Here is a 22,765-nt window from a genome sequence, read left to right as displayed (position 1 = left end):
ATTATAGATAATTAACATTAAAACCTAATGTTCTTCAGTTTCACAAAATTCTTCATATTTTTTAGAATCCATCAAATCTTCAAGTTCAGATTGATCTGACATTTCTACTGCTAATACCCAGCTTTCATAAGGCTTTTCATTTAAAAGCTCTGGAGAATCCTCTAATTCTTCATTTATTTCTATAACCTTTCCAGATACAGGTAAAAATGAATCAGAAGCAGCCTTTACTGACTCTATAACTCCAAAAACATCTCCTGCCTCTATTTCATCATCAACTTCAGGCATTTCAACATAAACAATTTCTCCAAGGGCATTTTGTGCATAATCTGTAATACCTATATATGCCTTATTTCCTTCAACCTTAACCCACTCGTGGTCCTTTGAATAATAAAGTCCTTCCAATGTTTTCATTATAATTTCCTCCCTTATTATTATTTTTTATAATTTTTAGTATAAAATCTTTTGTTTATTACTTTAGCCTTTAAAATCCTTTTTCTTATTTTTATTTCAATTGGAGTATCAATTTTAGTATATCCAATATCCACCATTGCAAGACCAATATTTTTGTTTAAAGTTGGAGCTGCATATCCTGTCGTTACAAAACCAATTTTCTTTCCATCAGCCATTACATCATATCCATGTCTTGGTATACCCTTATCTATCATTTCAAAGCCTACTAACTTTCTTTTTAGTCCTTCTCTTTTTTGTTTCATAAGGGCTTCTTTTCCAATAAAATTTTCTTTGTCAAGCTTTACAAAAAAACCAAATCCTGCTTCCAAGGGTGTTATATCTTTTGAAATCTCATTTCCATAAAGAGGTAATGAAGCTTCAAATCTTAAAGTATCCCTTGCACCAAGCCCTGCAGGTTTTAGTCCAAGCTCCTTACCAGCTTCCATAAGATCATTCCATACCTTTTCAGCATCTTCATGGGATAAATAAATTTCAAATCCATCTTCTCCTGTATATCCAGTTCTTGAAATTAAACAATTAGCCCCTGAAATATCAACATTCCTTTTACAATAGAAAAATCCTATTTCACCAAGCTTTTCATCGGTTAATTTTTGTAATATTTTTTGTGCATTTGGTCCTTGTATAGCAATTTGAGAAGTAACATCAGATATATTAGCAAGCTCAATATCATATGATCCTATATTTTCCATCATCCATTTAAAATCCTTTTCCACATTGCTAGCATTAATTACTAGTAAAAAATCATTTCTGTTGAACTTATACACAAGTAAATCATCTACAATTCCACCATCAGGATAACACATAAAAGTATAGAGGACTTGATTATCTTTAAGTGTTGAAACATCATTTGTAACCAGATTTTGAACAAAATCAAAGGCCTCATTTCCTTTTACTTCTACTTCACCCATATGGGATACATCGAACAACCCTGCAAAGTTCCTCACTGTTTGATGTTCCGCCTTTATCCCCTCATACTGCACAGGTAAAGCCCATCCTGAAAAATCTATAATTTTCCCACCATGCCTTTCATGTGCCTTGTAAAGAGATGTTTCCCTTAGTTTACCCATAATAAAAATCTTCCCTCCTATTCTTTTTTAGTTTCTTCAAACTTATCTCCCACAGCTAAAGCAGTGAGATTGTTGAGTGATTAAAGAAAATTATATTTCTAATACATTAGTATAACTTAAAGCTTTCATACACAACTACTGACGCTTAAATAAAGTATATAGTATTTTAGAATAATAAAATCCAACTATAGTAATATGTAAGAATATTTATAAATATATCTAATTCACTCAATATTCTCCAGCCACACAATATAAGGGATGCAAATATATTTCACTATATAAAAACTAACCCTTATATTTCACCCTATGACTCTATCACTTTAGCAATATATGGGATTTATAGTAGCTAATTCCATTATACCATAAAGTATCACAGCTAATCTTAGTTTGCATTATTATAATTGTTAAATTAATGTCATAATTTCATCTCCTCTAAATATTTTTATATGTAAAAAAGTAATAAGTATAAATACTAATCTTTTGAACAAGCAGTATTTTAAAGCCATTGATACAGAAAATATAATATGAAACTCATGTTAATAATTTATCATCATTTATTCCTTATGATGGTCTATAATATATTTTGTGTAAATTGATCCAAATTATCCAATTTAACTTTTTGTATATTGCTTGAGAAAATTTCGTAATACATGTAAAGAATTTCAAAATACAAAATGTAGTAAAAAGAGTCAGGTAAGCTATCTACATATTGTATTTTAAAATTAATAATTTTAATTATGCAAATTTCTCAGATATAAATATAAAAAAAGAATAAAATGCAAGAAAAAATTTCTATACCATTTTATTCTCTGTCTCTTGACCTGAGAGCTTTGCAATTTAATAATTGCTTTCACCTTCGGTATCGCATTAGCGAACTTTCCAGAGGTCCATCAAATAGCGCTCCTTTTGCCTGAAAGTTTCTATAGAAATATGGTTTTTCCTATATTGCTTCTTCGGCTATCTTTTTAGAAGATATCTCACACTATTCTCATTTGGAATATGTTAAGTTTTATATTTAATTTATATATATAGATTTCCCATAGTAAAACTTAATTTATACGTATCAAAATATCCAGTGTTTCTAAGGATTTTTGAGATGTATAAATTAACTATTTTACTGGAATATCTATAAGCTAAATACTGTAATCCTTACAAAGTTATATTTTTATATAAAATAATTAAAAATCAACTTTACTAAAACTTGACTAATATATACCCAAATATTAGATAGTTATTCAATATTTATATTACAAGGTTTTTCAGAAAATTTCAATAATAGATATTTTATTAACAGTTTTAGTAGATATTTTTAAAAAATTAAGAATTCTTTATTGACATATTGTAATAATATTGTATAATAATATTTGATTTAGAAAATTCATATCTCTAAAAGCAAAGATGGAGAGAAAAATACTAATGCTTTAACTTCAGAGAGCTAACATTTGGTGGGAGTTAGTGTTTAGGCTGGTATATAATGATCACTCCTGAGCTGCCTCATTGAAAGGATTTCCTAGTAAATAAGGCTGGTTGCCACCAATATATGGCTATGGTTCAAATAGAGTTATTTTTTTAACTTTATTTCGACTTGAATGAAGATGCAATTTTATTTATTGCAAAATAGGGTGGTACCACGAAGATTATAATCTTTCGTCCCTATAAATACCAATTTAGTATTTATAGAGATGAAAGATTTTTTTGTTTTAAAGAATGCGCATTCTAATAAAACTATAAATTTTTTATGTAAATATGACTTGAAAGGATGACAAAATATGCAAAGAGATACTTTTGGATCAAAATTAGGTATATTGGCAGCAGCAGCAGGCTCCGCTATAGGTTTGGGTAATATTTGGAAATTCCCCTATATAACTGGAGAAAATGGAGGAGCAGCATTTATTTTAGTTTATTTAATTTGTATTGCTTTAATTGGTTTACCTGTTATGATATCTGAATTTGTATTAGGTAGAAAAACACAGGCCAACGCAGTTGGAGCCTACAAAAAAATAGAACCTAAAAAGCCTTGGTTTTTATCAGGTTATTTAGCAACATTGACAGCCTTTATAATATTATCCTACTATGCAATGATTGCTGGTTGGCTTTTATCATACATAGGTAGAGCTGTGACTGGAAAACTAACTTCTGTAGAACCTGGAAATTTAGCATCCTATTTTGAAGGGGTAATTGGAAGTACCTATGAACCCTTATTTTGCACATTGGTAATAGTTGTTTTAACAGCTATAATTGTTATATCAGGAATTAAAAACGGAGTAGAAAAATATAGTAAAATATTGATGCCAATTTTATTAGGTCTTCTAATTTTGTTAATGATTAGGTCACTGACATTAGAGGGTGCCTCAAAGGGTGTAGAATTTTTATTTAAACCTGATTTTTCAAACCTTACAGCTAAAGGTGTTCTTGAAGCCCTTGGTCACTCATTTTTTACTTTAAGTTTAGGGATGGGAATAATACTAACCTATGGAAGCTATATTGATAAAAAGGAAAATATAATGACTTTAGCTGTACAGGTAACCATAGCCGATACTTTAATAGCGCTTATGGCAGGTTTAGTAATTTTTCCGGCAGTTTTTGCCTATAACCTTCAGCCCGATCAAGGCGCAGGTTTAATATTTATTACCCTACCGGCTGTATTTAGTGAAATGCCCCTTGGTTCATTTTTTGCTGCACTATTCTTTACCCTTATAGGCATTGCGGCTATAACTTCTACTATGTCATTAATGGAGGTAATTGTTGCCTTTGTCATAGAAGAATTTAATATGAATAGAAAAAAATCTACTATATTAGTGGCCACTGCAATATTTTTATTGGCTATTCCTAGCGTGTTATCCTTTGGATTATGGAGTAATGTAACCATATTTGGAAAAACTTTCTTTGATTTGTTTGATTTTTTAACCTCTAATGTTTTCCTTGCTTTAGGTGGAATACTGGTATGTATATTTGTAGGATGGGTTTGGGGTGCTAAAAACGCCATTTCTGAAATTACTAGTAATGGCTTGTATACATTCAAGAGAAAAGGCCTTTACAGCTTTATTATTAAATTTTTAGCTCCTGCTGCCATATTAATAGTTCTATTAAACTCTACTGGCATATTAAGTAAGATTTTAGGATAATTCTAAGCATTCAAAACTAATTGAGCGAATTGCATAATTACCTTTTGTAAAAACTACCTACTACATATAGTTTAGAAATCTCCAAAGACATACCATATATATTATGCAATTCTGCCAAGTTAGAATTATGCAATTTCCTCAATTATATAGGTATATGCTCTAAAAATTAATAAAAATAATGTTCAATCCAACAAGAATTAATCAAAATCTTTAAGATTTCAAAAAAATATGGACGCTTCTATAAGGCGTCCAAGGTTTCTTAGCATCTACTAGAGTACAAGTTAAATTTCTTAAGTACATATCTATATAGGGTTTACATAGTAAAACTTAGTTTATACATGTACAAATACTCAACTCGTTTTGGAGTTTTGGACATGTATAAACTAAAGTCTTTACTTAAATCCCTATATAGATAATCAACTCTAAAGTATTATAAAACTCTCCATACTTTCTTTTAGTGGAACAATTTCTATGAAATTACTCATTGATTTGGGCAGCAATATTTTTGGATCCCTCTCTATTTTTTAAAGCAGATCTTAACATAGAAACAGATGTATATAATACAACTCCTATAACAATCCAAGTCAATATATCTATAGGTAAGGTTTTAACTAAATATACAGCTATAAAAACTCCTATGGCACCAATAGTAGAAAATGCCATTGAAGCTTTCCTATTATAAGCTCCTTCTTTTACAAATTTAACAGAAGCCACTGGCATTAAAAATGCACAAGATCCAAACATAAGAGGAAATGCAACCTTAGGTGACATTCCTAGGAAAAACACCAGTGCCATACAAGGTGCATATAAACCTATTCCAGCGGTCATTAAAGCCCCTAATATAAAGTTTGCAATTACTGCAACAATCAATTTCCATCCATGTAATCCTATTGCTTCACCTCCACTAGGCATCCAGCCAACTTTACCTGCAAACATTAAAAAAGCAGTAACAAATAGTGCAATTCCCATAATTCCCTGTATCTTCTTTTCTGAAAGCTTAGAAACAATTCCTGCACCTAAATAAGCTCCAACTGTTGCAGAGACCAACATACTAATTAAGGTAATAGTCTCAACCTCTATAACCGTCATGAATATAAACCCTTCTAATATTACAGGAATACAGTATCCAACATTTAATGTTCCAGGAATTACCCTATCCTTTGATTGTTTAAAGGTTTTTAATAATGCGGCACCGGTAGCAAAGGAACCAATTCCCAAGGCATCGAAAAAATTTGTAACAAATCCAATAATTGATACGGCCAGCCATGAGTTGTTTTCCAATTTATCTTTATTTTTAATAAAATCCTTAACAAATACAATTGCAAACCATAAACCCAACAACCCCAATAAGGACAAAATAATCTTTAACATTTTTTCCACTCCTTTTTTGTTTTTAGGATAAACTTGAAATTGTTTATATTTTCACATATTTATTTATAATTTTTCTTCATTTTTAACTTTAATAGGGCTAAAGCTTTTTTGCCATCTATGTAATTTACATTATTTTCACCCACCACTTCAGTTTCAATACCATCCTTGGATTTATTAAAATCAACAATAGTATCCATATATTTATTTTCTACTACAAATTTAGCTTGGGTTCCAATAAAGCTCAAGCCTACAATGGGAATTTTTCTTTTTCCGATTTCTTCTATTGTATTGGCATAGTCAACATTAGAATTTCCCCATCCGTCAGCAGAAATAATCACTCCGTCGGCTCTTAAAGCCTCAGCTAATACCGCCGCTCTTTTTCCTACATAATATTTCTCTCTATTGATTTGAGGTGTTCCTACAACGACTATTCCTAATAAATTCAAATCCCTATCCTTAGAAATCACATCTAAAAGGGGATCCCTAAAATGGTGTAGAGTCGTTTCCTTAGTAGAAGGCCCGATTCCCATTAAAAACCACCTCTTTCTTATGTCATAGCCCTTATTGCTCCATCCCTATATTCATTTGGAGATAAAATAATTGGTAGATTTCCCATATCTATAATTGATCTCCCCCCATCAATACCACTAGGTTCCTTTGGAAGTATTTGATTATCATAATTTGCTCCTTGCCCTGCGATTTGTTTAATAATCAAAACATTTTTCTTATTATAATTAATTTTGTCATAATATTCATGGGATTCACTGGACTTTCTTCCATCTAATTTTTTCATCTCATTCCTTATACCTTGAATAAATCTATCACAGGCCCTATGGGCTGCAAATATAAGCTCTCTGCTAAAGGGTAATCCTCCCTTTAATCTAAGATCAAAATGAATAATATAATCCTTATCTGAAGGGGTCCCTGCCCTATTAAACATCATTTGCTCATCAAGGAAGCCTTCAGAAGAACCAAATTCTCCCATTTGTTTACCATCTTCATCCTTACCTGTTAAAATTATGTAAACCCCTGTAAGAGTATGGGTGATACCTTCTCCAATTTCTCCTAAAACCTTTGTTGAAATAGGAATAACATCCATAATTGTATTAGTATATTTATGATATTTACCTGGCCTTAAAATATCTATTTTAATATCTTCTATTAAAGATTGCTCTTTTCTTATTTCTGAAATTTCTTTTTCATTGATAATAAGTACATTATCCTTAATAGCATTTCTTCTACCGAACACAACTTCTTTTATGTGAAAGGATTTTATGACAAGTCTTCTCAAAATAATATCTTCCATTTATTAACCCTCCCATAGAATATATTTATTTTCTACCCGCCTTTTAAAAGGCGGGTAATTTCTATACTTCTGCTGTATATTCATAGGGAAGGCTGTTGATTCTTCCTGGTGTTTCAATTGAAACCAGCGCTTCTAAGCTTTCCTTTGTAATTAGTCTTTGCATCTCTGGATTATTGGGCTCTCCAGCATTTGCACCCATTGGAACCAATGGTGCTGATACCCTTGGAGCTCCATTTTGTCTTACTACAGGAGGTAAAGCTGCTATAATGATAGTAGGTATTCCAGCTTCCTCGATTGCTCTCTGCACAATCACGGCAGAGCGGTGGCATGTACCTCAGCCGGCTGTAAGCAATGCTGCATCTACACCTTCCTCAACCAATTTTTTAGCTATCTCAGGTCCAGTTTCTTCAGTAAAGACTTTAACATCTCCACCGCCACCCATAAATCCAAAGTTTACAGGAGCTAGGGCCTTGATAACTTTTTCTTCTGCCAATTCTCTCATCCTGTCAATTGGAAACATACAATTAATATCCTTATTTACATCTGCATTGTCATATCCTCCATGGGACACCATCAACTCATCACTTTTTGTATCTCCTGGGATAATTCTAAAACTTGTATCACCAGCTAAGTTAAATCTTTTATCGGATTTTAAATGTACACCAGCTGCAGTAACTAATGCCACAACCATTTCATTTAATGGTTTTGTTACGGGAGTCCATACTACCGGTGGCGTATTAGGAACAAATATTTCTGATTGTAATCCTTTTATTACAGTTAAACTCATGATTTCCCGCCTCCTTATTTACTATTTCTATTTTTTATCTCTTGCTCCCTTATAGCAAGCTTTGCATATTCTTCATTTACATCGGGCCCTAATATTTCCGGATAAGTCATCATAAATCCAACTTCCTGACCTATCAGCATTTCATACTCTGTTATAACTAATCTTCTAGGGACCTTAAGCCTACCCATTCTTCCCTTAAGGTCTATGGTTACAGAACAATCATCTACGCCTACAACAATTCCTTCAAAAAATCTTTCAGATGATATGTATTTTAACCTATCCATTATTATCACCCTTTTACTTTATTCTGCTTCATAAATTTCTCTTCTCTTTTTACTTTTTTCCAATGATTGTTCATTTGATTCAAGCTCTATTTTTCTTCCTATTGCTTTTTCTATAACTTCAATATTGTTTAATTTAACATTTGGATTCCATTTTCTTTCAGCTTCCTTTATTTCTTCTCCTGCCATTCTTGCCTTTAGCATATATAAAGCCCTAATCGCATCCTCTGGAGCTAGACAATTGTTTTCAAGAATTTCATTTTCAATCCCCTGATCAGATTTATTACAATCAACTAATGTATTCATATAGGGATTTCCCACAACCAATTGTCCTTGAACTGCTGAGAAAGTAACGCCTACCACCGGTATACCCCTCATACCTATTTGTTCAATATGACTTGCAAAATCAACATGGTTGTTTCCAAAACCTTCTGTAGTTACTATAGCTCCATCAACATCCATTGCTTCTACCGTCATTCCTAAAATTTTTGATACATAGAATTTTTCAGAGTTTACTTGTGGAGAACCAATAAAAATTACACCAGCTAGATCTATTTCATCATCATTCATTAATTCCTTTACTAAGGGCTCCCTCCAATAGTGCCTAGTAGTTTCTTTAGAAGCTGGCCCTATACAAGTTAATGCATGTATACATCCATCTAATACTTGAAGTGGGGATACAACCACTGGTACATTACCTAAATCAACATTTGGTTTTGCTCCTAGGGTTCCTGCAGGCTCAACTGGCAATATAAAATTATCATGCATTGCTCCTTGCCCCATAATCTCCTTGACTAATACTACCTTCTTTTTACCTGGCCTTCGTATTTGATTAAATTCTTCTTCCTTTATAACTAAACTATCATCTACTTTTTTAAGGGCTTCCCTTATTTCCTGTGTAATAATATCAGTAGCTTCATGGGCTGCCATAGGTCCTGGTCTTTCCATATTTGTGCCAGCCTTTATCTTAACTTCTGTTTTTATAAATATTTCACCTTTCTCTGGTGATCCCGGTCTTCCCCACATTATATTTCTATCTAAAATTCCCTCTGAAGACCCAAATTCTCCAATTTGAACACCGTTTTCATCTATGCCAGTGACCATAACAATAGCCCCATCTATAACTCTAGTAATTCCCTCACCAAGCTCTCCTTCTTCTTTAACAGCAATTGGTTGTATATCCATAATAGTTTCACTGTATTCCTTATATCTTTCTGGTGTAATAATATCCAGCTTCATATCTACTACTAAATCCTGAGAACTAATTGCATCCTTTAAAATATCCTTTCTGATAAACAGCTTTGTTCCTTCTATTTTTGTTTCTTCTCCTAATTCAACAGTATCTATCTTGAAATGTTTTCTCTTTAAACTTCTTACTACTTTTTCTTTATATTTCTCTTCTCTTTCTTCTGAAATAGGATTTTTATTTGTATCATCTGGAGATTCATTCACTTGTTTTCTATTTATTTGACTTTCTGACAAACCTCCAGCAATAGTCAAGGGAATTTCTAAATTAATATCCTTTCCCTCTCCAATGTGAATTTTAACACTGCTTGAAGTATAATTTTCAACTGGCAATGTAGAAGCTGCTGGTTTTATATTTTCTTTTTCTATTTCATCTTCTTGATTGGAATCCTCAATATTCTGTGATTTTTCTATCACTTTTACTCCATCCAATAAATTAGATGTCAGTGGAGTCAATGCATCAACTGTTTCCTTTAATTTAGCTCCTAACACTTCACCAATCGTTAAACATTCCTCTGAAATTTCCAATAAACCTGAAGCCTCTAAGTCTGGAATAATATTAGGATCTTCCAAATTAGAGGGCTCAATAACAGTACCTGCTTCGAACCTACAACATGTAACAGCTTTATCATTTGCATGTTCCTGGGCAGTTTCTAATGTAATAGACATATTATCTCCTCCCTTTTCAATTATTTTTTATACTTCTATAAAGTTTATGTCCAAAGGCCCTTAGAACATGGTCTGTGCTATGATATACCGGAACTCCTAACCTAGGAGCTACATTCATAACTGTATTAGTTCAATCTTCACATGTTCCTGTAATTAATACCTGGGCTCCTTGTTTTTTCAAATAAATAACCTTTTCTGCTTGTCCCGGGCAAGTACCAGGCTTATCACATCTGTATCTTCCATTTACTTCAACCATTCTCTTGCATTTTGTAGATGCCACAATTTCACAGCCCATATAATTGGCTATTTCCTCTAATCTATTTTCCTGGGCGCCACATTCACAGGCAATAACTCCAACCTTTCTTTTCTCCTTTGGAAAAGGCATACTTACCAATATTCCTCCTGTTGTTTTTGTGATGGGAGTCCATTTTTCTCCATGCTTTCCTGTAAAGGGTCCTCCTATTACAATCTCACCATAGGGCTTAATATATCCTCCACACTTCTTAACATAGTGGCTAACTGGCATACCTATTGGTACATTTAAAAATACTTTTCCATTAGAAGCATTTTTTAATCTTCCTCCTACAGTAATATCCTTTGTAATAACAGGTCTTCTTTCATCAATTGCCAAGGCTACATTTTTTAAGGTCTCAACATTTGATATAATGGCATTTGCCTCAATAGGTAACTCTCCAGGCTCTAAAACAACTCCCAATAGCTCCCTAACAATAACCCTTTCATCTCCTGCCGGATACATATTAGGCAAAAGTTTAACCTTAATATTTTCTTCATCCTTACAGGCTTTTGCAATTGAAATTAAAGCTTTTTTATGAATCGGTTTAATAGCAATATATCCCTTGGAAGCATTTGTGATTTCCATAACTAATTTAAGTCCTCTAATAACAATATGGGGATTTTCTTCAAGTAAGAAAGTATTATGCTTTAATGTAGGTTCACATTCTGCTGCATTGGCAATTACATAGCCTCCATTTAAATCGGCTTTGAATTTTATATGGGATGGAAAACCTGCCCCACCAGCTCCAACTATTCCGGCTTCCTTTATTGTTTCAAGATAATCCTTGGTATTTTTTATTTTTACATATTCTCCAGTTTGATCATCATTAGCTTCTAGAATTATCTTTGATTCACTTATTTCTATTATTTTCCCAAATACACTGGAATGAATATTTGCACCTAATCCCTCTGGAGCTGCTATTAGCTGTCCCTTTTTTACTTCTTCACCAATTCTTACTATAGGCTTTGAAGGCTTACCTATATGCTGATTTAAGTTTATAGTTATATTCATTTTCTCCCCCCTTTGCTTTGTGTTTTTTTTCACATAATTATATTAAGCAATAACTATGCCATAATTTATATTAATATCTTATTTCTCTTCTAAGATAAGCTCTTTACAGCATATAAAAAAAATCTATACTCCATGAAAAGATTATAGATTTCTTTTATGAATATAGATTTTGTCTGTTTTCCGACATTTTTCATTTTGTTTTTAGATAATTTCCTATGTAAAAGCTCTATCTTTTGTGATTTTATAGACAATATTTTCTATAAATTTAGAATGTCGGTAATCCGACATATGTCGGATTACCGACATTCTAAATTATAATTCTCCAGTTTATAATACAATGTAGTTCTGGGTATACTTAATAATTTTGCAGCCTTTACCTTATTTCCATTGGATAATTTTAAAGCTTCCATTATCATATCTATTTCAAATTTTTCTACAGATTTATTTAAATCAAAGCTTTTTTCTATCTTATACTTTTTTTTCTTACTTTCTTTTATTATGTATTCAGGAATTAAATCCATAGTTATAGTTTCATTTCTACACAATACAACTAAATTTTCAATAGTATTTTTAAGTTCTCTTATATTTCCCTTCCAATAATAATTATTTAATACTTTTAAAACATCTGACTCTATGCCAAGTATATCTTTTTTATTTTTCTCGCATAATTCCCTTAAAAAAGCATGGATTAATAGTGGAATATCTCCTTCTCTTTCTCTCAAAGGAGGTAAATCTATTTCTACTACATTAATTCGATAATACAAATCCTCTCTAAACTCTCCCTTTTCAGCCATTTCTTTTAAATCTAAATTAGTTGCAGAAAGAACTCTTGCATTAATAGGAATATATTTTTGTCCACCCACACGCTTTATTTGTTTTTCCTGTAGTACCCTTAAAAGCTTTGCCTGCATAGGTAAAGGCAAATCCCCAATTTCATCCAAAAAAATTGTTCCATCTTCAGCTAATTCAAACAATCCTATTTTCCCCTTATCACTAGCTCCTGTAAATGCTCCTTTTTCGTATCCAAAAAATTCACTTTCAAATAACTCATTTGGAATTGCACTACAATTAATAGGAACAAATAGACCCTTTTTACCACTGCGATCATGTATATATCTTGCAAAAACTTCTTTTCCTGTGCCACTTTCCCCTGTAATAAGTATTGTTGCTTCTGTTCTTGCAACATGGGATGCTATTTCAATTCTTTTCCTTATTTTTTCACTTCTTCCAATAATACTACCTAAATGTTCTCCAATAACCCTCCTCATTTCACCTTCTAAATACTGCAAAGTTTCATTTGCTTTTTGAAGTTCATTGGACATTTTTTTCACTTCCGATATATCCCGATCGGTACTTACTGCTCCGACAAACTCTCCGTCCAACCATATAGGTTCAACATTAATCATAATATGATAATCCTTCTTTGGCATATGATAAACATTCTTAACAGTTTGCCTACTTTTAAGCACCTTTGCAATCATGGCATTTGGGAAAAAATCTTGAATATAATTTCCTAAAATTTCCTTTGAAGAAACATCATATAATATTTCACTTTTTTCATTCCAAATGACAACCTTTCCTTTTTTATCTATAACACATAGAGCCTCATGGATGCTATTAATAATATGATTTAATCTTACCTGTGATTTTTCTAAATTTCTATATAAATAATTTAGTATCTTCTCTTTCTTTATTACACCTATCAATTGTCCATCTTTTAATACAGGTAATGTATTAATTTTATTTTTTGACATTATATTTTTACAAGTTAACAAAGATGTTTTTTTATCAATACTTATTCCGACATCTATTATAACTTTTTTTAAAGATACATCTTGATACAAATTATCTTTTAATACTTTAAATATATTAGTCAGTGTAACAAATCCTATTAATTGGTTTTTATTGTCCAAAATAAAAATTTCTTCCGTATCTTTCTGCACCATAATTTCAATAGCTTGTATAGCTTTGACATTGTCATTAAATGTAATAAACTCCTTAGACATAACATCCTGTGCCAAGATTTTTTCTGAATGTAAAAGCATTATTCCCACTCCCTTAAATTAGGTGTATCTAATTCAGTAATTTAAATTGAATCTCTTTAACTGAAACTAATCCGTAAATCGCTTATATATATTCTATCATTAACTTTGTATTTAAAAAGAGCTAATGTCTAAACTTGTTATTTATTTAGCAAAAAAGATAAATTATACAATTTTAATATAATTTATCTCATGTTTTTGCTATTATTAATTATTTTTTTAAAGCCTCTCAGCCTCTTCATCAACTATAAATTACCTTTCTTCTCCCATTTTTTATCTTTTTAGTTTAAATCTAAACTTTTGCCATGGCTTAATATTATCAATCAAAAACAGTTCTTCATCTGAAATTTTTCCAACAACATTAGTTTTTTCACTATTATCCATATCCTTAAGTGCAATTTGTAGCTCTCCAGCATATCTATCATAAAGAGAGCTTTCAATTAAGATATCACCTTTTTTAATTGGTTTTGAATTGAATAGTTTAAAGTGGTTCCCTTTATATTTCACCCTACTTTGCGTAGAACGAATCATATAATCTGAGACATCACCTCTATTGAAATGAAATTCATCCAAAATAATTTTCTTTTCTACCTCTGGAATATCTTCTACTAATTCAACTCCCAATTCAAGGACATTTCTATTAAGTTCACCAAGTATCTTAAGCTCCTGCTCCGACGCAAAACAGTTAGCAATTATAACATCATCTATTAGACCTGTATTGAACAAATCCTTTGTTTGAACTTCAATAGACTTATTTCTATGTTCTTCAAGGGTGCATAAGCCCTCATTTACTGGCCAAGGCCCAAAGCTTGCATTTTTTGAAGAAACAAAAGCAGCAGTTCTTATATTATGTTCTTTAAACTGCTTAGAGCATTTTATAAAATGCTCTCTTGAAAGCCCTGTGTATCTATGGGGATAAAAATTGTGACAACCAATTATATTTTCCCTATTTGGAATATATGTTAGGATATTCTCAAGATATTTAGTTCCATTGCTCATATTTATTTCAATTTTTAAGTTATATGGGTTGAAAGTCATAAAGCTCTCTTCGCTTCCAGAAAAACCAAGATCTAGCCTTATTCCTGTTAGATTCAACTTGGCAAAAAATCCCAAATCATCAAATTCAATATTAAAATTCTTAAATACAGCTGGACTTACATCAGCTATAACCTTCATACCTAAGCTTCTGGCATGTGTAACTACATCTTTGAATTCCTTAATAATTCTATCCATATCTCCCTTGGCTGATATAAGACAGGTAAAAACTCTTGTAAATCCATATTGGGCTGCCAAGGATAAATATTTCCTATTTTCTTCTATGCTTGCATTTTCTGGGTAAATGGATACTCCTAATCCTCTCATATTTTCTCCTCCAAAACAACAATTTTCACTAAGCATTAATGCTTATATATAGCTCAACAAATTCATTAGCCATATCCTTAATAGTCATTGCATTCATTAAATGATCTTGTGCATGAATTAGCAATAGTGATATATCGTGCTTTTCTCCTTGAGCTTCAGCTTGGATAAGCTTTGTTTGCTCCTTATGTGCCATTGAAAGCTTGTTTTCTGCTTCTTCAATACACCTCTGCGCCTGTTCAAATTCTCCTTCTTTTGCATGTGTAATTGCTTCCATACTTGAACTTCTAGCATCTCCACTATGAGTTATTATTGTAAATATAGTCATTTCAACATCCATAACCTATCGCTCCTTATTTTTCTATATTAAATTGAGGTAAATAATCCTGATTTTCCAAAAGTATATCATCTAATATTTTTTTAGCTGTGGTAACTGAAGGTACTAAAGGATTTGTACTTAATGCCATTAGTGCAGTATAATAATCTCCTGTTAAACCAGCTTCTATTGTTAAAATTTCATATGATTTAACCTGTTGAACCAACCCATTAATTTTTACTGGTAACTCTCCTATTGCAATAGGTTTAGCCCCTAATTTACTAACTACTGCATTAACCTCTACAACTACATTATCAGGCATTGATGAAATTGCTCCATTATTCATCACATTAACTGTATGAATTTCTTCCTTATCGTTATAAATAGCACTAATTAGAGAAATTGCTGCATCAGAATAGTATGCTCCTCCTCTTTTTTCGAGTTCTTTTGGTTTTTCATTTAAATTCAAATCCTTAAATCTTTCAAAAAGATTTTTTTCAATTTCCATAACCTGCTGAGCTCTAGTTCCTTTATTTTCTTTAAGTCCTTGAATTTCTTCATTTAAAATTTCGTCAGACATATAAAAATATCTATGGTAAGGGCATGGAAGCATTTTTAAAGCATTGATAAAATCTGTATCCCACTTAAGATCTGGTATATTTTTCATATTTATCTCACTACCATCGCCCATTTTTTCCAAAACAAAAGTAGTTGCATCTTCTCCATCTAAATATATCTTCTTTCCATAAACCATATGATTAAGACCTGCAAAGTCAATTTTTACTCTGTTACAATCTACATCAAGTATCTTTGCGATGTTTTTTACCATATTAATAGGTACATTGCACAGCCCTATAGTCTTTACATTGGTATGCTTCAATACCATTTCAGTAATGATTCCAGCTGGATTTGTAAAATTTATAAGCCAAGCCTTAGGAGATAACTTTTCAATATCTCTGCATATATCTAAAATAACTGGTATTGTACGAAGTGCCTTGGCAAAGCCTCCAGCTCCTGTAGTTTCTTGCCCAATGGTATTATGCATTAATGGAATTCTTTCATCACTAGCTCTTGCCTTTAATCCTCCTACCCTTAACTGAGTAATTACAAAGTCTGCATCTTTAATTGCTTCTTTTCTATTTAAAGTTTTATAAACCTTCACATTTAACTTTGCCTTATTAATCATTCTTTTAGTTAATCCATATATAATATCTAGCTTGGCTTTACCTTCTTGTGTATCTACTAAATATATTTCTCTTACAGGTAATTCTTTGGATCTTTTAATAAGTCCTTCTATCAATTCTGGGGTATAACTGCTTCCTCCACCAATTACAGCAACTTTTAAATTGTCCATAATTAACCCTCCGTTGTCTTTATTGTTTGCTTTATTGATATATCCATATAATATACTGAATAGGGGAATTCCCCCTATTCAGTTAAAGAATTATTTTGCTTCTTCCACTTTGTCTTCAAATTTTTCGGCTAATATAATAAATGGAACATATATTAAGAAAGCCAATGCCAAATTCACTGTAGAAAGTATTGCCCCAGCAAAACTACCACTTGTTGCAAGATATCCACCTAAAATTGGAGGTGTTGTCCATGGTATAGCAACTGTAACAGCTGGAACTAAACCAATAGCTATGGCTATATAAGCTACTACAGATACTACGACTGGAACAAGTAAAAATGGAATAAAGAATATAGGGTTTAGAACTATTGGCATACCAAATATCATAGACTCATTGATATTGAATAATCCCGGTCCAGCTGATAACCCAGCCAAAGTTCTGTAATGCTTTCTTTTACTTGCAACAAATATTGCCGCGACCAAGGAAATTGTTGTTCCTGATCCTCCCATAGCTACAAATGCATCATAGAAAGGTTTACAGTAAACATACGGTGCTGCTTTACCAGCTGCAAGTGCTTCAACATTTGCAGTTATTGCAGGGGTATTTAACATTTGTTGAACTGGTTCTAGAATGTTTCCACCATGCAATCCGAAGAACCATAATAACTGATTAAAGAACGGAATCAATATTGCCCCTAGCAACGAACTTCCAAGATTAAGAAGCGGTTTCTGAATAAGTCCATTAATAAATGTAAATAAGTTAGAACCAGCAAGTGTAATAAATACTGATGCAAATGATCCAATAGTTACAACAATTATTACTGGTAATAATGAAGCAAAGGACTTCGCTACTGCCGGAGGTACATTTTCACCCATATTTATTGTAAGCTTCTTAGACCTCGATAACCTTACAAATATCTCAGTAGAAACTATTGCTATTAATAGAGCTGCAAATAACGATGTTGCATTTAAAAATCCCCAATTAATATTTCCCCAAGCTTCTATTTCTTTTCCAACAAACTCTGCAGGAACTGCTATATCTCCAACCTTTTCTCCTATAGCTACATTTATACTCTGTGGAATAAACATAAAGTAATTACAAAGAGAAATTGTACCAGCAGCTATTGGATTTGCGTCATAGGATTTTGCTAAATTATAGGCTACAGTAAAAGCTACAAATACTGACATAATAGCAAATGTTCCCCACCAAATATTTCCTCCAAATAATGTCCACCTTGGACCAAAAATATTTTTCATAAAACTCTGATAAGCTGGAATTCCTAAATTATTTACAAGTGTTCCTAGTGATCCAACAATAATAAGCGGCATAATAGCTACAAATCCGTCACGAATTGCTACTAAATGTCTCTGTGCTCCTATTTTAGCAGCAAAAGGAACAAAATACTTCTCAAGAAAACTAATAAAACTTTTCATCAAAAATCCCCCTTATATAAAAATATTAATGCTATATATTAACCCTGCAGGGATTAATAGCTAAAAATTAATTGTTTAATTAATGGATTAATCCATTAATTTCAATGCATCTTCAAGAACTGCCTTGCCATTCATTGTTCCATATTTAATAGTATCAATAACAACAACAGGTATTCCTTTAGGTTCCATATATGCTTTCATCTTACTAAGCAAGTACCTAACTTGAGGCCCTAGAAGAACAATATCTACATCCTCATGTTTTTTAGCATCAGCTTCTGCTACAGCAAAAATCTCAGCTTCAATATTTTGTTCTTGTGCAGCTTTTTTCATTTTGGTAACCAATAGACTAGTTGACATACCTGCACAGCAAACAAGCATAATTTTTTTCATAAAAAATCCTCCTTTAGAATCTGTTTTATGATTCTACCGCCAATATTAATGCTCCAGTGGCAGCGTTTTCCTTCGGTAAATGTATATGTATATCTGGATATTTTTTCTCTATCTCCTTACTAAAAAGCTTCCTAATTACATCTGATTTTAGAAGTATACTACCACTTAAACCCAATGAAAAATCTTCTTCATTCATTTTATTAGCCAAAGCATCTATCATCTTACATAAATCTCTTACTGCATTATCAATTACTTTTTTTGCAACTGCATCAATCTTATATAAGTCAATAATGCAGGGTGCAAGATTTGCAATATCATGCTTTTTTATATCGGTATTATATATAAATGAAATAAGTTCACCAACATGGGATATATTCAGCTTTTTACTTATAACTTCCCATATTTCAGTATTATCTTCTCTTCCATCATAACTCTCCACTATCTTTTTCAATCCATCTCTTGCAATTGCATAGCCGCTTCCTGCATCATCAATTATATGACCCCAGCCACCAACTCGATGACTTTTTCCAGATTTATCAATACCTAAAACGATAGAGCCTGTACCGCTAATAACCATAGCACCTTTTTTTTCACCATTTGCTCCAACAAGTGCTGTAACAGAATCATTATAAATTAGTAGATCGTTTTCATATCCAATATCTCTAAAGATTTTCTCTATAACTTTTTCATCTTTTGGAGAGTCTATTCCTGCACCTCCAATACAAACTCCTTTTATCTTATCTAGTGTTATCCCTATATTAACTTTAAAAAAATCAAATATTTCTTTAAATTCTTTTTTTGTACTTATAGTTCCAACACTATGGTAATTTGTTGACCCTACCTTGATCGATGAAAGCACTTCCTTTTTCTCATTACCTAAATAAGCTAAGGTTTTGGTTCCACCTCCATCAATTCCTATATAGTATTTCATGTCAACCCCCTTTCACATAAATCTTCAATCATTCATGAATAAGTTTTTCATTAAACAGCACTTTTATTTCATCTATGGCTTCTATTTCATCATGGCCATCTGCAATTATTTCTAATTCTTCTCCATTTGATGCAGCTATACCTAATACACATATAATACTTTTACCATTTATTGCTTTATCTTCTTTTTTTACTATTATATTTGATTTAAACTTATTAGCTGTCTTAACAAACATTCCTGCCGGTCTTGCATGTAACCCTGATTTGCTATTAACAACTACAGTTAGCTTCTTCATTTTTAATATGTACACTCCCTTCATATTAACTACACTATCTTATATAAGCAATAATACTGCCAAAATTATATATTTAAATAAATTTTTCTATATTTATTTTTTCTTAGCTATAAAGCTGCATTTAACAAGCTTTTTCTAAAAAACACAAATAGAAAACATCTTTTTTTATTTTATTTTATAGAAAAAATAGTGTGTGATTATATCACACACTATTTTACACACTTTATATATTGTGTATTTTTTTACACAGTATATAATTATATATTCTCTTTATTCAATAAAAACATTTTGCATATGTAGGCTAATTCATTTTCACCGATTTCAATATTATAATTTTCCTCTAAGGTTTTTAAACAATTCTTGATAAGAATAAGCTCTCTACTATATTGATTTTTGTATTCCTTTAAGTCATCAAAAGTTGTTTCTGTACCTCCACTGCATAGTTTGTCAACTAAAAAACTCAGATGCAAAATAATCCCTATTTTAACTTCTTCTACTATTAAAATATCTAATCTTTCCTGTATTTTTTCAATTACAAATCTAACATCATTAATAACTATTTTGCTATCCACACAAGTCATATGTTCCTTTAGAGAATTGCAAATATTAACATATGCTTCTTCTTCTTTTACTATATCTTTTATTCTTTGTATTCCTTCTCCGCTCAGAACCTCTGTTGCCGGAATAAATTTAATATCATTTAAATGAATATCAATGGTACTTACAACGGCCAAAACCTTATGTTCTTCTTTGTATTGGTCTATTCTGCACAAAAACTCTCTACGATCTAAAATATTTAATGGTATTATATCTACATTATATTTTTCATATAGTTTCTCCTCTATAATTCTCTTTAATCTTTCTGAAGCCCCTTCTCCTGTAAAACAAGCCGTAATAATAATATTTCTTTTATTTACATTCTCTCTTCTTGTAATAGGCTTATTATAGGAATTTAATTCTTTACAAGTTTCATAAATTTCATGAAGCTCTCGTCCTAATACAGCTTTCCTTGAAGTATCAATAACAATGGGAGTGCTAACCATATCAATAGTTTTTACAATTATTCCAGTTTCCTCATAAATCATGTCTCCAAAGTTTGTAAGGGATCCCATATCAACCATTAAAAGGACTCCTTTACCCTTATCTATTTGTATTACATGCTGCTTTGCAATTTTATACATATCTTGTGGTTTCATATTAAGGGGCATATCCAAAGCTACCGCATGGTCTACTCCAACTAAAGTATTTGAAACTTCAACCATACTACTTGCTGTAGAATTCCCATGCATAATTACCAAAATTCCAACATTAGCTTTTTCTTCGCTATCAATTTCTAAAGGATTTGATGCTAGAAACATGGTTAAATAGCCAATTTCATCAAGTGGAGTTTCAATATCAAATCTATAATCAATGATTTTAGCTATTTCCATTGCAACTACAAATTCATCAGAATACTCTACTCTAATGGTATTCAATTTTGGATTATATATCTTATTTCCCTTCTGAATTCTTTCAATACATCCATGAAGATGAAGGGCTAATCCAAAACTAATTTTTTCATCATACTCTCTACCCAGCTTCTCCCCAGCTAAATTTAATATTTCTTCTACAACTTCTAAAATTTCTATGTTAACTAGTTTTGATATCTCTTTCTTTCTAATTCCCTTTGGAAGGTCACCAATATATTTTTTGAAATGACTTTCTATAGTTATATTTATTATGTGATCAATTTCTTCATCCTTTATACCTGTATTCTTTAAAGATTCAAGTTTTCTTTCGATTACATCATAGAAGCCTTCATTATCCCTATATTGATCTTTTATATCATAGGGTTTTTCATCCTTATGATAAAATCTCAAAATATCTCCTTTACTTTTAAATATGCGATCTATTTCTTCTCTGTACTTTTGTATCTTCATTAGTCCTTTTTTAACATGCTGTGGAAGATCTGATTGTTTTATTAGTATGTAATCTTCTTCTTTTGACTTATAGTTAACAAATGCTTTAGCACAAGCTAATTGAATATCACTTTTAAGCTGCCCGATATTATTTGGACAATCATATAAAAGTAATGAAATAAGAGAATTTTTATTTATATAAATACTTTTACCAATTCGTTTTGATTCTTTTTTTATAAAGGATTCTATTAGGCTGTATCTTTCCATCAACCCTTTGTCCCTTAGTGGAGGTAATAGAATAGTCATAGGTATTCTTCTAGTAAATGTTTTAAGTAGATAAGATTGTGGATCTTCAGTTGTTGCAGCAATGATACGTACATTTACACTAATAACATTTTCGGTTTCTCCCAGAGGTCTGAAATATCCTTTATCGATATATGTAAACAGCATTTCTTGACCTTGTGGTGACAACCGGTGAACTTCATCAAGAAATAATATCCCTGAGTCAGCCTTTTTTAGTAATCCTTCCTTATCTCTATCTGCGCCAGTATAAGCACCTTTTTTCACTCCAAAAATTTGTGCCATAATTAGTTGTGGATTTTCAGCATAATCAGCACAATTAAATGGAATAAATGGAGCCTCTTTATTAATCACTTTTGATTCCTTTGCAAATTGATGCATTAGTTCTGCAAACATCGACTTACCTACACCAGTTTCTCCTAAAATCAGTGTATGCAATCCATTGGGAGGATATAAAATAGAAGCTCTAGCTTGTTGGATAGGAACTTGAAGACTTAACTGTCCTCCAATGATTTTATTTAAACTATTACCTGTATCCAAGGATTTATCGTTAATTGACTTTTCCTTGATAGATTTGTAAAGCACAGGTCTTCCTTCTAATTTTTCTACTCTTTTATTTTTATAAAGCTTATTTAAATATCTGCTAATATTGGCTCTATCAGTGTCTAGGACTTTACTTATTTCAATAGCCGAGATCCCATTTTGCTGTCTTTCTTCAAGCTTGACTAAAGCCTCATAAACCTGATCAACCTTTTTCATAACCCCTCTCCTCAAATTAATATATTTTTAAATATCGTATAATAAATCTATAGAAATTTCAA

18 protein-coding genes, 1 pseudogene, 1 riboswitch and 1 other annotated feature are annotated in these 22,765 nt (G+C 31.5%); of the genes and pseudogenes, 1 reads left to right on the top strand and 18 read right to left on the bottom strand.

Annotated elements, in window-relative coordinates; translation table 11 throughout:
* Positions 1-24: 24 nt before the first annotated feature.
* Both gcvH and gcvT read right to left on the bottom strand, forming a co-directional pair.
* The gene (gene gcvH / locus B5X81_RS01420; protein ID WP_079488783.1) at positions 25-411 is read right to left on the bottom strand and encodes a glycine cleavage system protein GcvH; all 387 of its coding nucleotides are present in this window, start codon (positions 409-411) and stop codon (positions 25-27) included.
* Positions 412-431: 20 nt separating this feature from the next.
* Entirely contained in the window at positions 432-1,538 is a 1,107-nt protein-coding gene (gene gcvT, locus B5X81_RS01415) for a glycine cleavage system aminomethyltransferase GcvT (protein ID WP_079488781.1), read from the bottom strand.
* A gap of 888 nt (positions 1,539-2,426) precedes the next feature.
* Positions 2,427-2,530: riboswitch (glycine riboswitch) on the bottom strand.
* Positions 2,531-2,924: 394 nt separating this feature from the next.
* Positions 2,925-3,196: a binding site (T-box leader), on the top strand.
* A gap of 111 nt (positions 3,197-3,307) precedes the next feature.
* Here gcvT and B5X81_RS01410 point away from each other — a divergent pair.
* Entirely contained in the window at positions 3,308-4,663 is a 1,356-nt protein-coding gene (locus tag B5X81_RS01410; RefSeq protein WP_079488780.1) for a sodium-dependent transporter, read from the top strand.
* Positions 4,664-5,140: 477 nt separating this feature from the next.
* Here the strand turns inward: B5X81_RS01410 and B5X81_RS01405 are convergent, their stop codons facing one another.
* The 16 genes and pseudogenes from B5X81_RS01405 to B5X81_RS01330 all read right to left on the bottom strand — a co-directional run bounded on the left by B5X81_RS01405 (position 5,141) and on the right by B5X81_RS01330 (position 22,703).
* On the bottom strand, positions 5,141-6,034 hold the full coding sequence (locus tag B5X81_RS01405) for a sulfite exporter TauE/SafE family protein (RefSeq protein WP_079488778.1): 894 nt from the start codon (positions 6,032-6,034) through the stop codon (positions 5,141-5,143).
* 59 nt (positions 6,035-6,093) lie between these two features.
* Complete coding sequence (locus B5X81_RS01400; protein ID WP_079488777.1) at positions 6,094-6,564, bottom strand: glycine/sarcosine/betaine reductase component B subunit; 471 nt, start codon at positions 6,562-6,564, stop codon at positions 6,094-6,096.
* Positions 6,565-6,581: 17 nt separating this feature from the next.
* Positions 6,582-7,340: a proline reductase cluster protein PrdD gene (gene prdD / locus B5X81_RS01395; protein WP_079488775.1), complete on the bottom strand. Its 759-nt coding sequence runs from the start codon at positions 7,338-7,340 to the stop codon at positions 6,582-6,584.
* 61 nt (positions 7,341-7,401) lie between these two features.
* Entirely contained in the window at positions 7,402-8,127 is a 726-nt protein-coding gene (prdB, locus tag B5X81_RS01390; protein ID WP_079488774.1) for a D-proline reductase (dithiol) protein PrdB, read from the bottom strand.
* Positions 8,128-8,141: 14 nt separating this feature from the next.
* Complete coding sequence (locus B5X81_RS01385) at positions 8,142-8,411, bottom strand: CBO2463/CBO2479 domain-containing protein (protein WP_079488772.1); 270 nt, start codon at positions 8,409-8,411, stop codon at positions 8,142-8,144.
* A gap of 18 nt (positions 8,412-8,429) precedes the next feature.
* Complete coding sequence (gene prdA / locus B5X81_RS01380; protein WP_079488771.1) at positions 8,430-10,322, bottom strand: D-proline reductase (dithiol) proprotein PrdA; 1,893 nt, start codon at positions 10,320-10,322, stop codon at positions 8,430-8,432.
* A 16-nt stretch (positions 10,323-10,338) separates the two neighbouring features.
* Positions 10,339-11,628, bottom strand: coding sequence for a proline reductase-associated electron transfer protein PrdC (gene prdC / locus B5X81_RS01375; protein WP_170917229.1), 1,290 nt, complete (start codon positions 11,626-11,628; stop codon positions 10,339-10,341).
* A gap of 296 nt (positions 11,629-11,924) precedes the next feature.
* Positions 11,925-13,673 (bottom strand): sigma-54 dependent transcriptional regulator PrdR, encoded by a 1,749-nt coding sequence (gene prdR, locus B5X81_RS01370; RefSeq protein ID WP_079488768.1) that lies wholly within the window; start codon positions 13,671-13,673, stop codon positions 11,925-11,927.
* A 270-nt stretch (positions 13,674-13,943) separates the two neighbouring features.
* On the bottom strand, positions 13,944-15,032 hold the full coding sequence (locus B5X81_RS01365) for a DUF871 domain-containing protein (protein WP_079488766.1): 1,089 nt from the start codon (positions 15,030-15,032) through the stop codon (positions 13,944-13,946).
* A 28-nt stretch (positions 15,033-15,060) separates the two neighbouring features.
* Positions 15,061-15,369, bottom strand: a complete 309-nt coding sequence (locus B5X81_RS01360; RefSeq protein ID WP_079488765.1) for a PTS lactose/cellobiose transporter subunit IIA — start codon at positions 15,367-15,369, stop codon at positions 15,061-15,063.
* Between the two features lie 13 nt (positions 15,370-15,382).
* On the bottom strand, positions 15,383-16,699 hold the full coding sequence (locus B5X81_RS01355) for a 6-phospho-beta-glucosidase (RefSeq protein ID WP_079488763.1): 1,317 nt from the start codon (positions 16,697-16,699) through the stop codon (positions 15,383-15,385).
* A gap of 90 nt (positions 16,700-16,789) precedes the next feature.
* Entirely contained in the window at positions 16,790-18,130 is a 1,341-nt protein-coding gene (locus B5X81_RS01350) for a PTS sugar transporter subunit IIC (protein ID WP_079488762.1), read from the bottom strand.
* A gap of 87 nt (positions 18,131-18,217) precedes the next feature.
* Positions 18,218-18,526, bottom strand: a pseudogene (locus B5X81_RS01345) (PTS sugar transporter subunit IIB); the annotation flags it as partial.
* Between the two features lie 19 nt (positions 18,527-18,545).
* Positions 18,546-19,451: an N-acetylglucosamine kinase gene (locus B5X81_RS01340; protein ID WP_079488759.1), complete on the bottom strand. Its 906-nt coding sequence runs from the start codon at positions 19,449-19,451 to the stop codon at positions 18,546-18,548.
* A gap of 28 nt (positions 19,452-19,479) precedes the next feature.
* Complete coding sequence (locus B5X81_RS01335; RefSeq protein WP_079488757.1) at positions 19,480-19,746, bottom strand: HPr family phosphocarrier protein; 267 nt, start codon at positions 19,744-19,746, stop codon at positions 19,480-19,482.
* 257 nt (positions 19,747-20,003) lie between these two features.
* On the bottom strand, positions 20,004-22,703 hold the full coding sequence (locus tag B5X81_RS01330) for a sigma 54-interacting transcriptional regulator (RefSeq protein WP_079488756.1): 2,700 nt from the start codon (positions 22,701-22,703) through the stop codon (positions 20,004-20,006).
* Positions 22,704-22,765 lie beyond the last annotated feature (62 nt).

The sequence above is a fragment of the Maledivibacter halophilus genome (genome assembly GCF_900167445.1).
GTDB classification, from domain to species: domain Bacteria; phylum Bacillota; class Clostridia; order Peptostreptococcales; family Caminicellaceae; genus Maledivibacter; species Maledivibacter halophilus.
The sequence above is the reverse complement of the archived record's forward strand: the minus strand, read 5'-3'. Positions and strand labels throughout refer to the sequence as shown.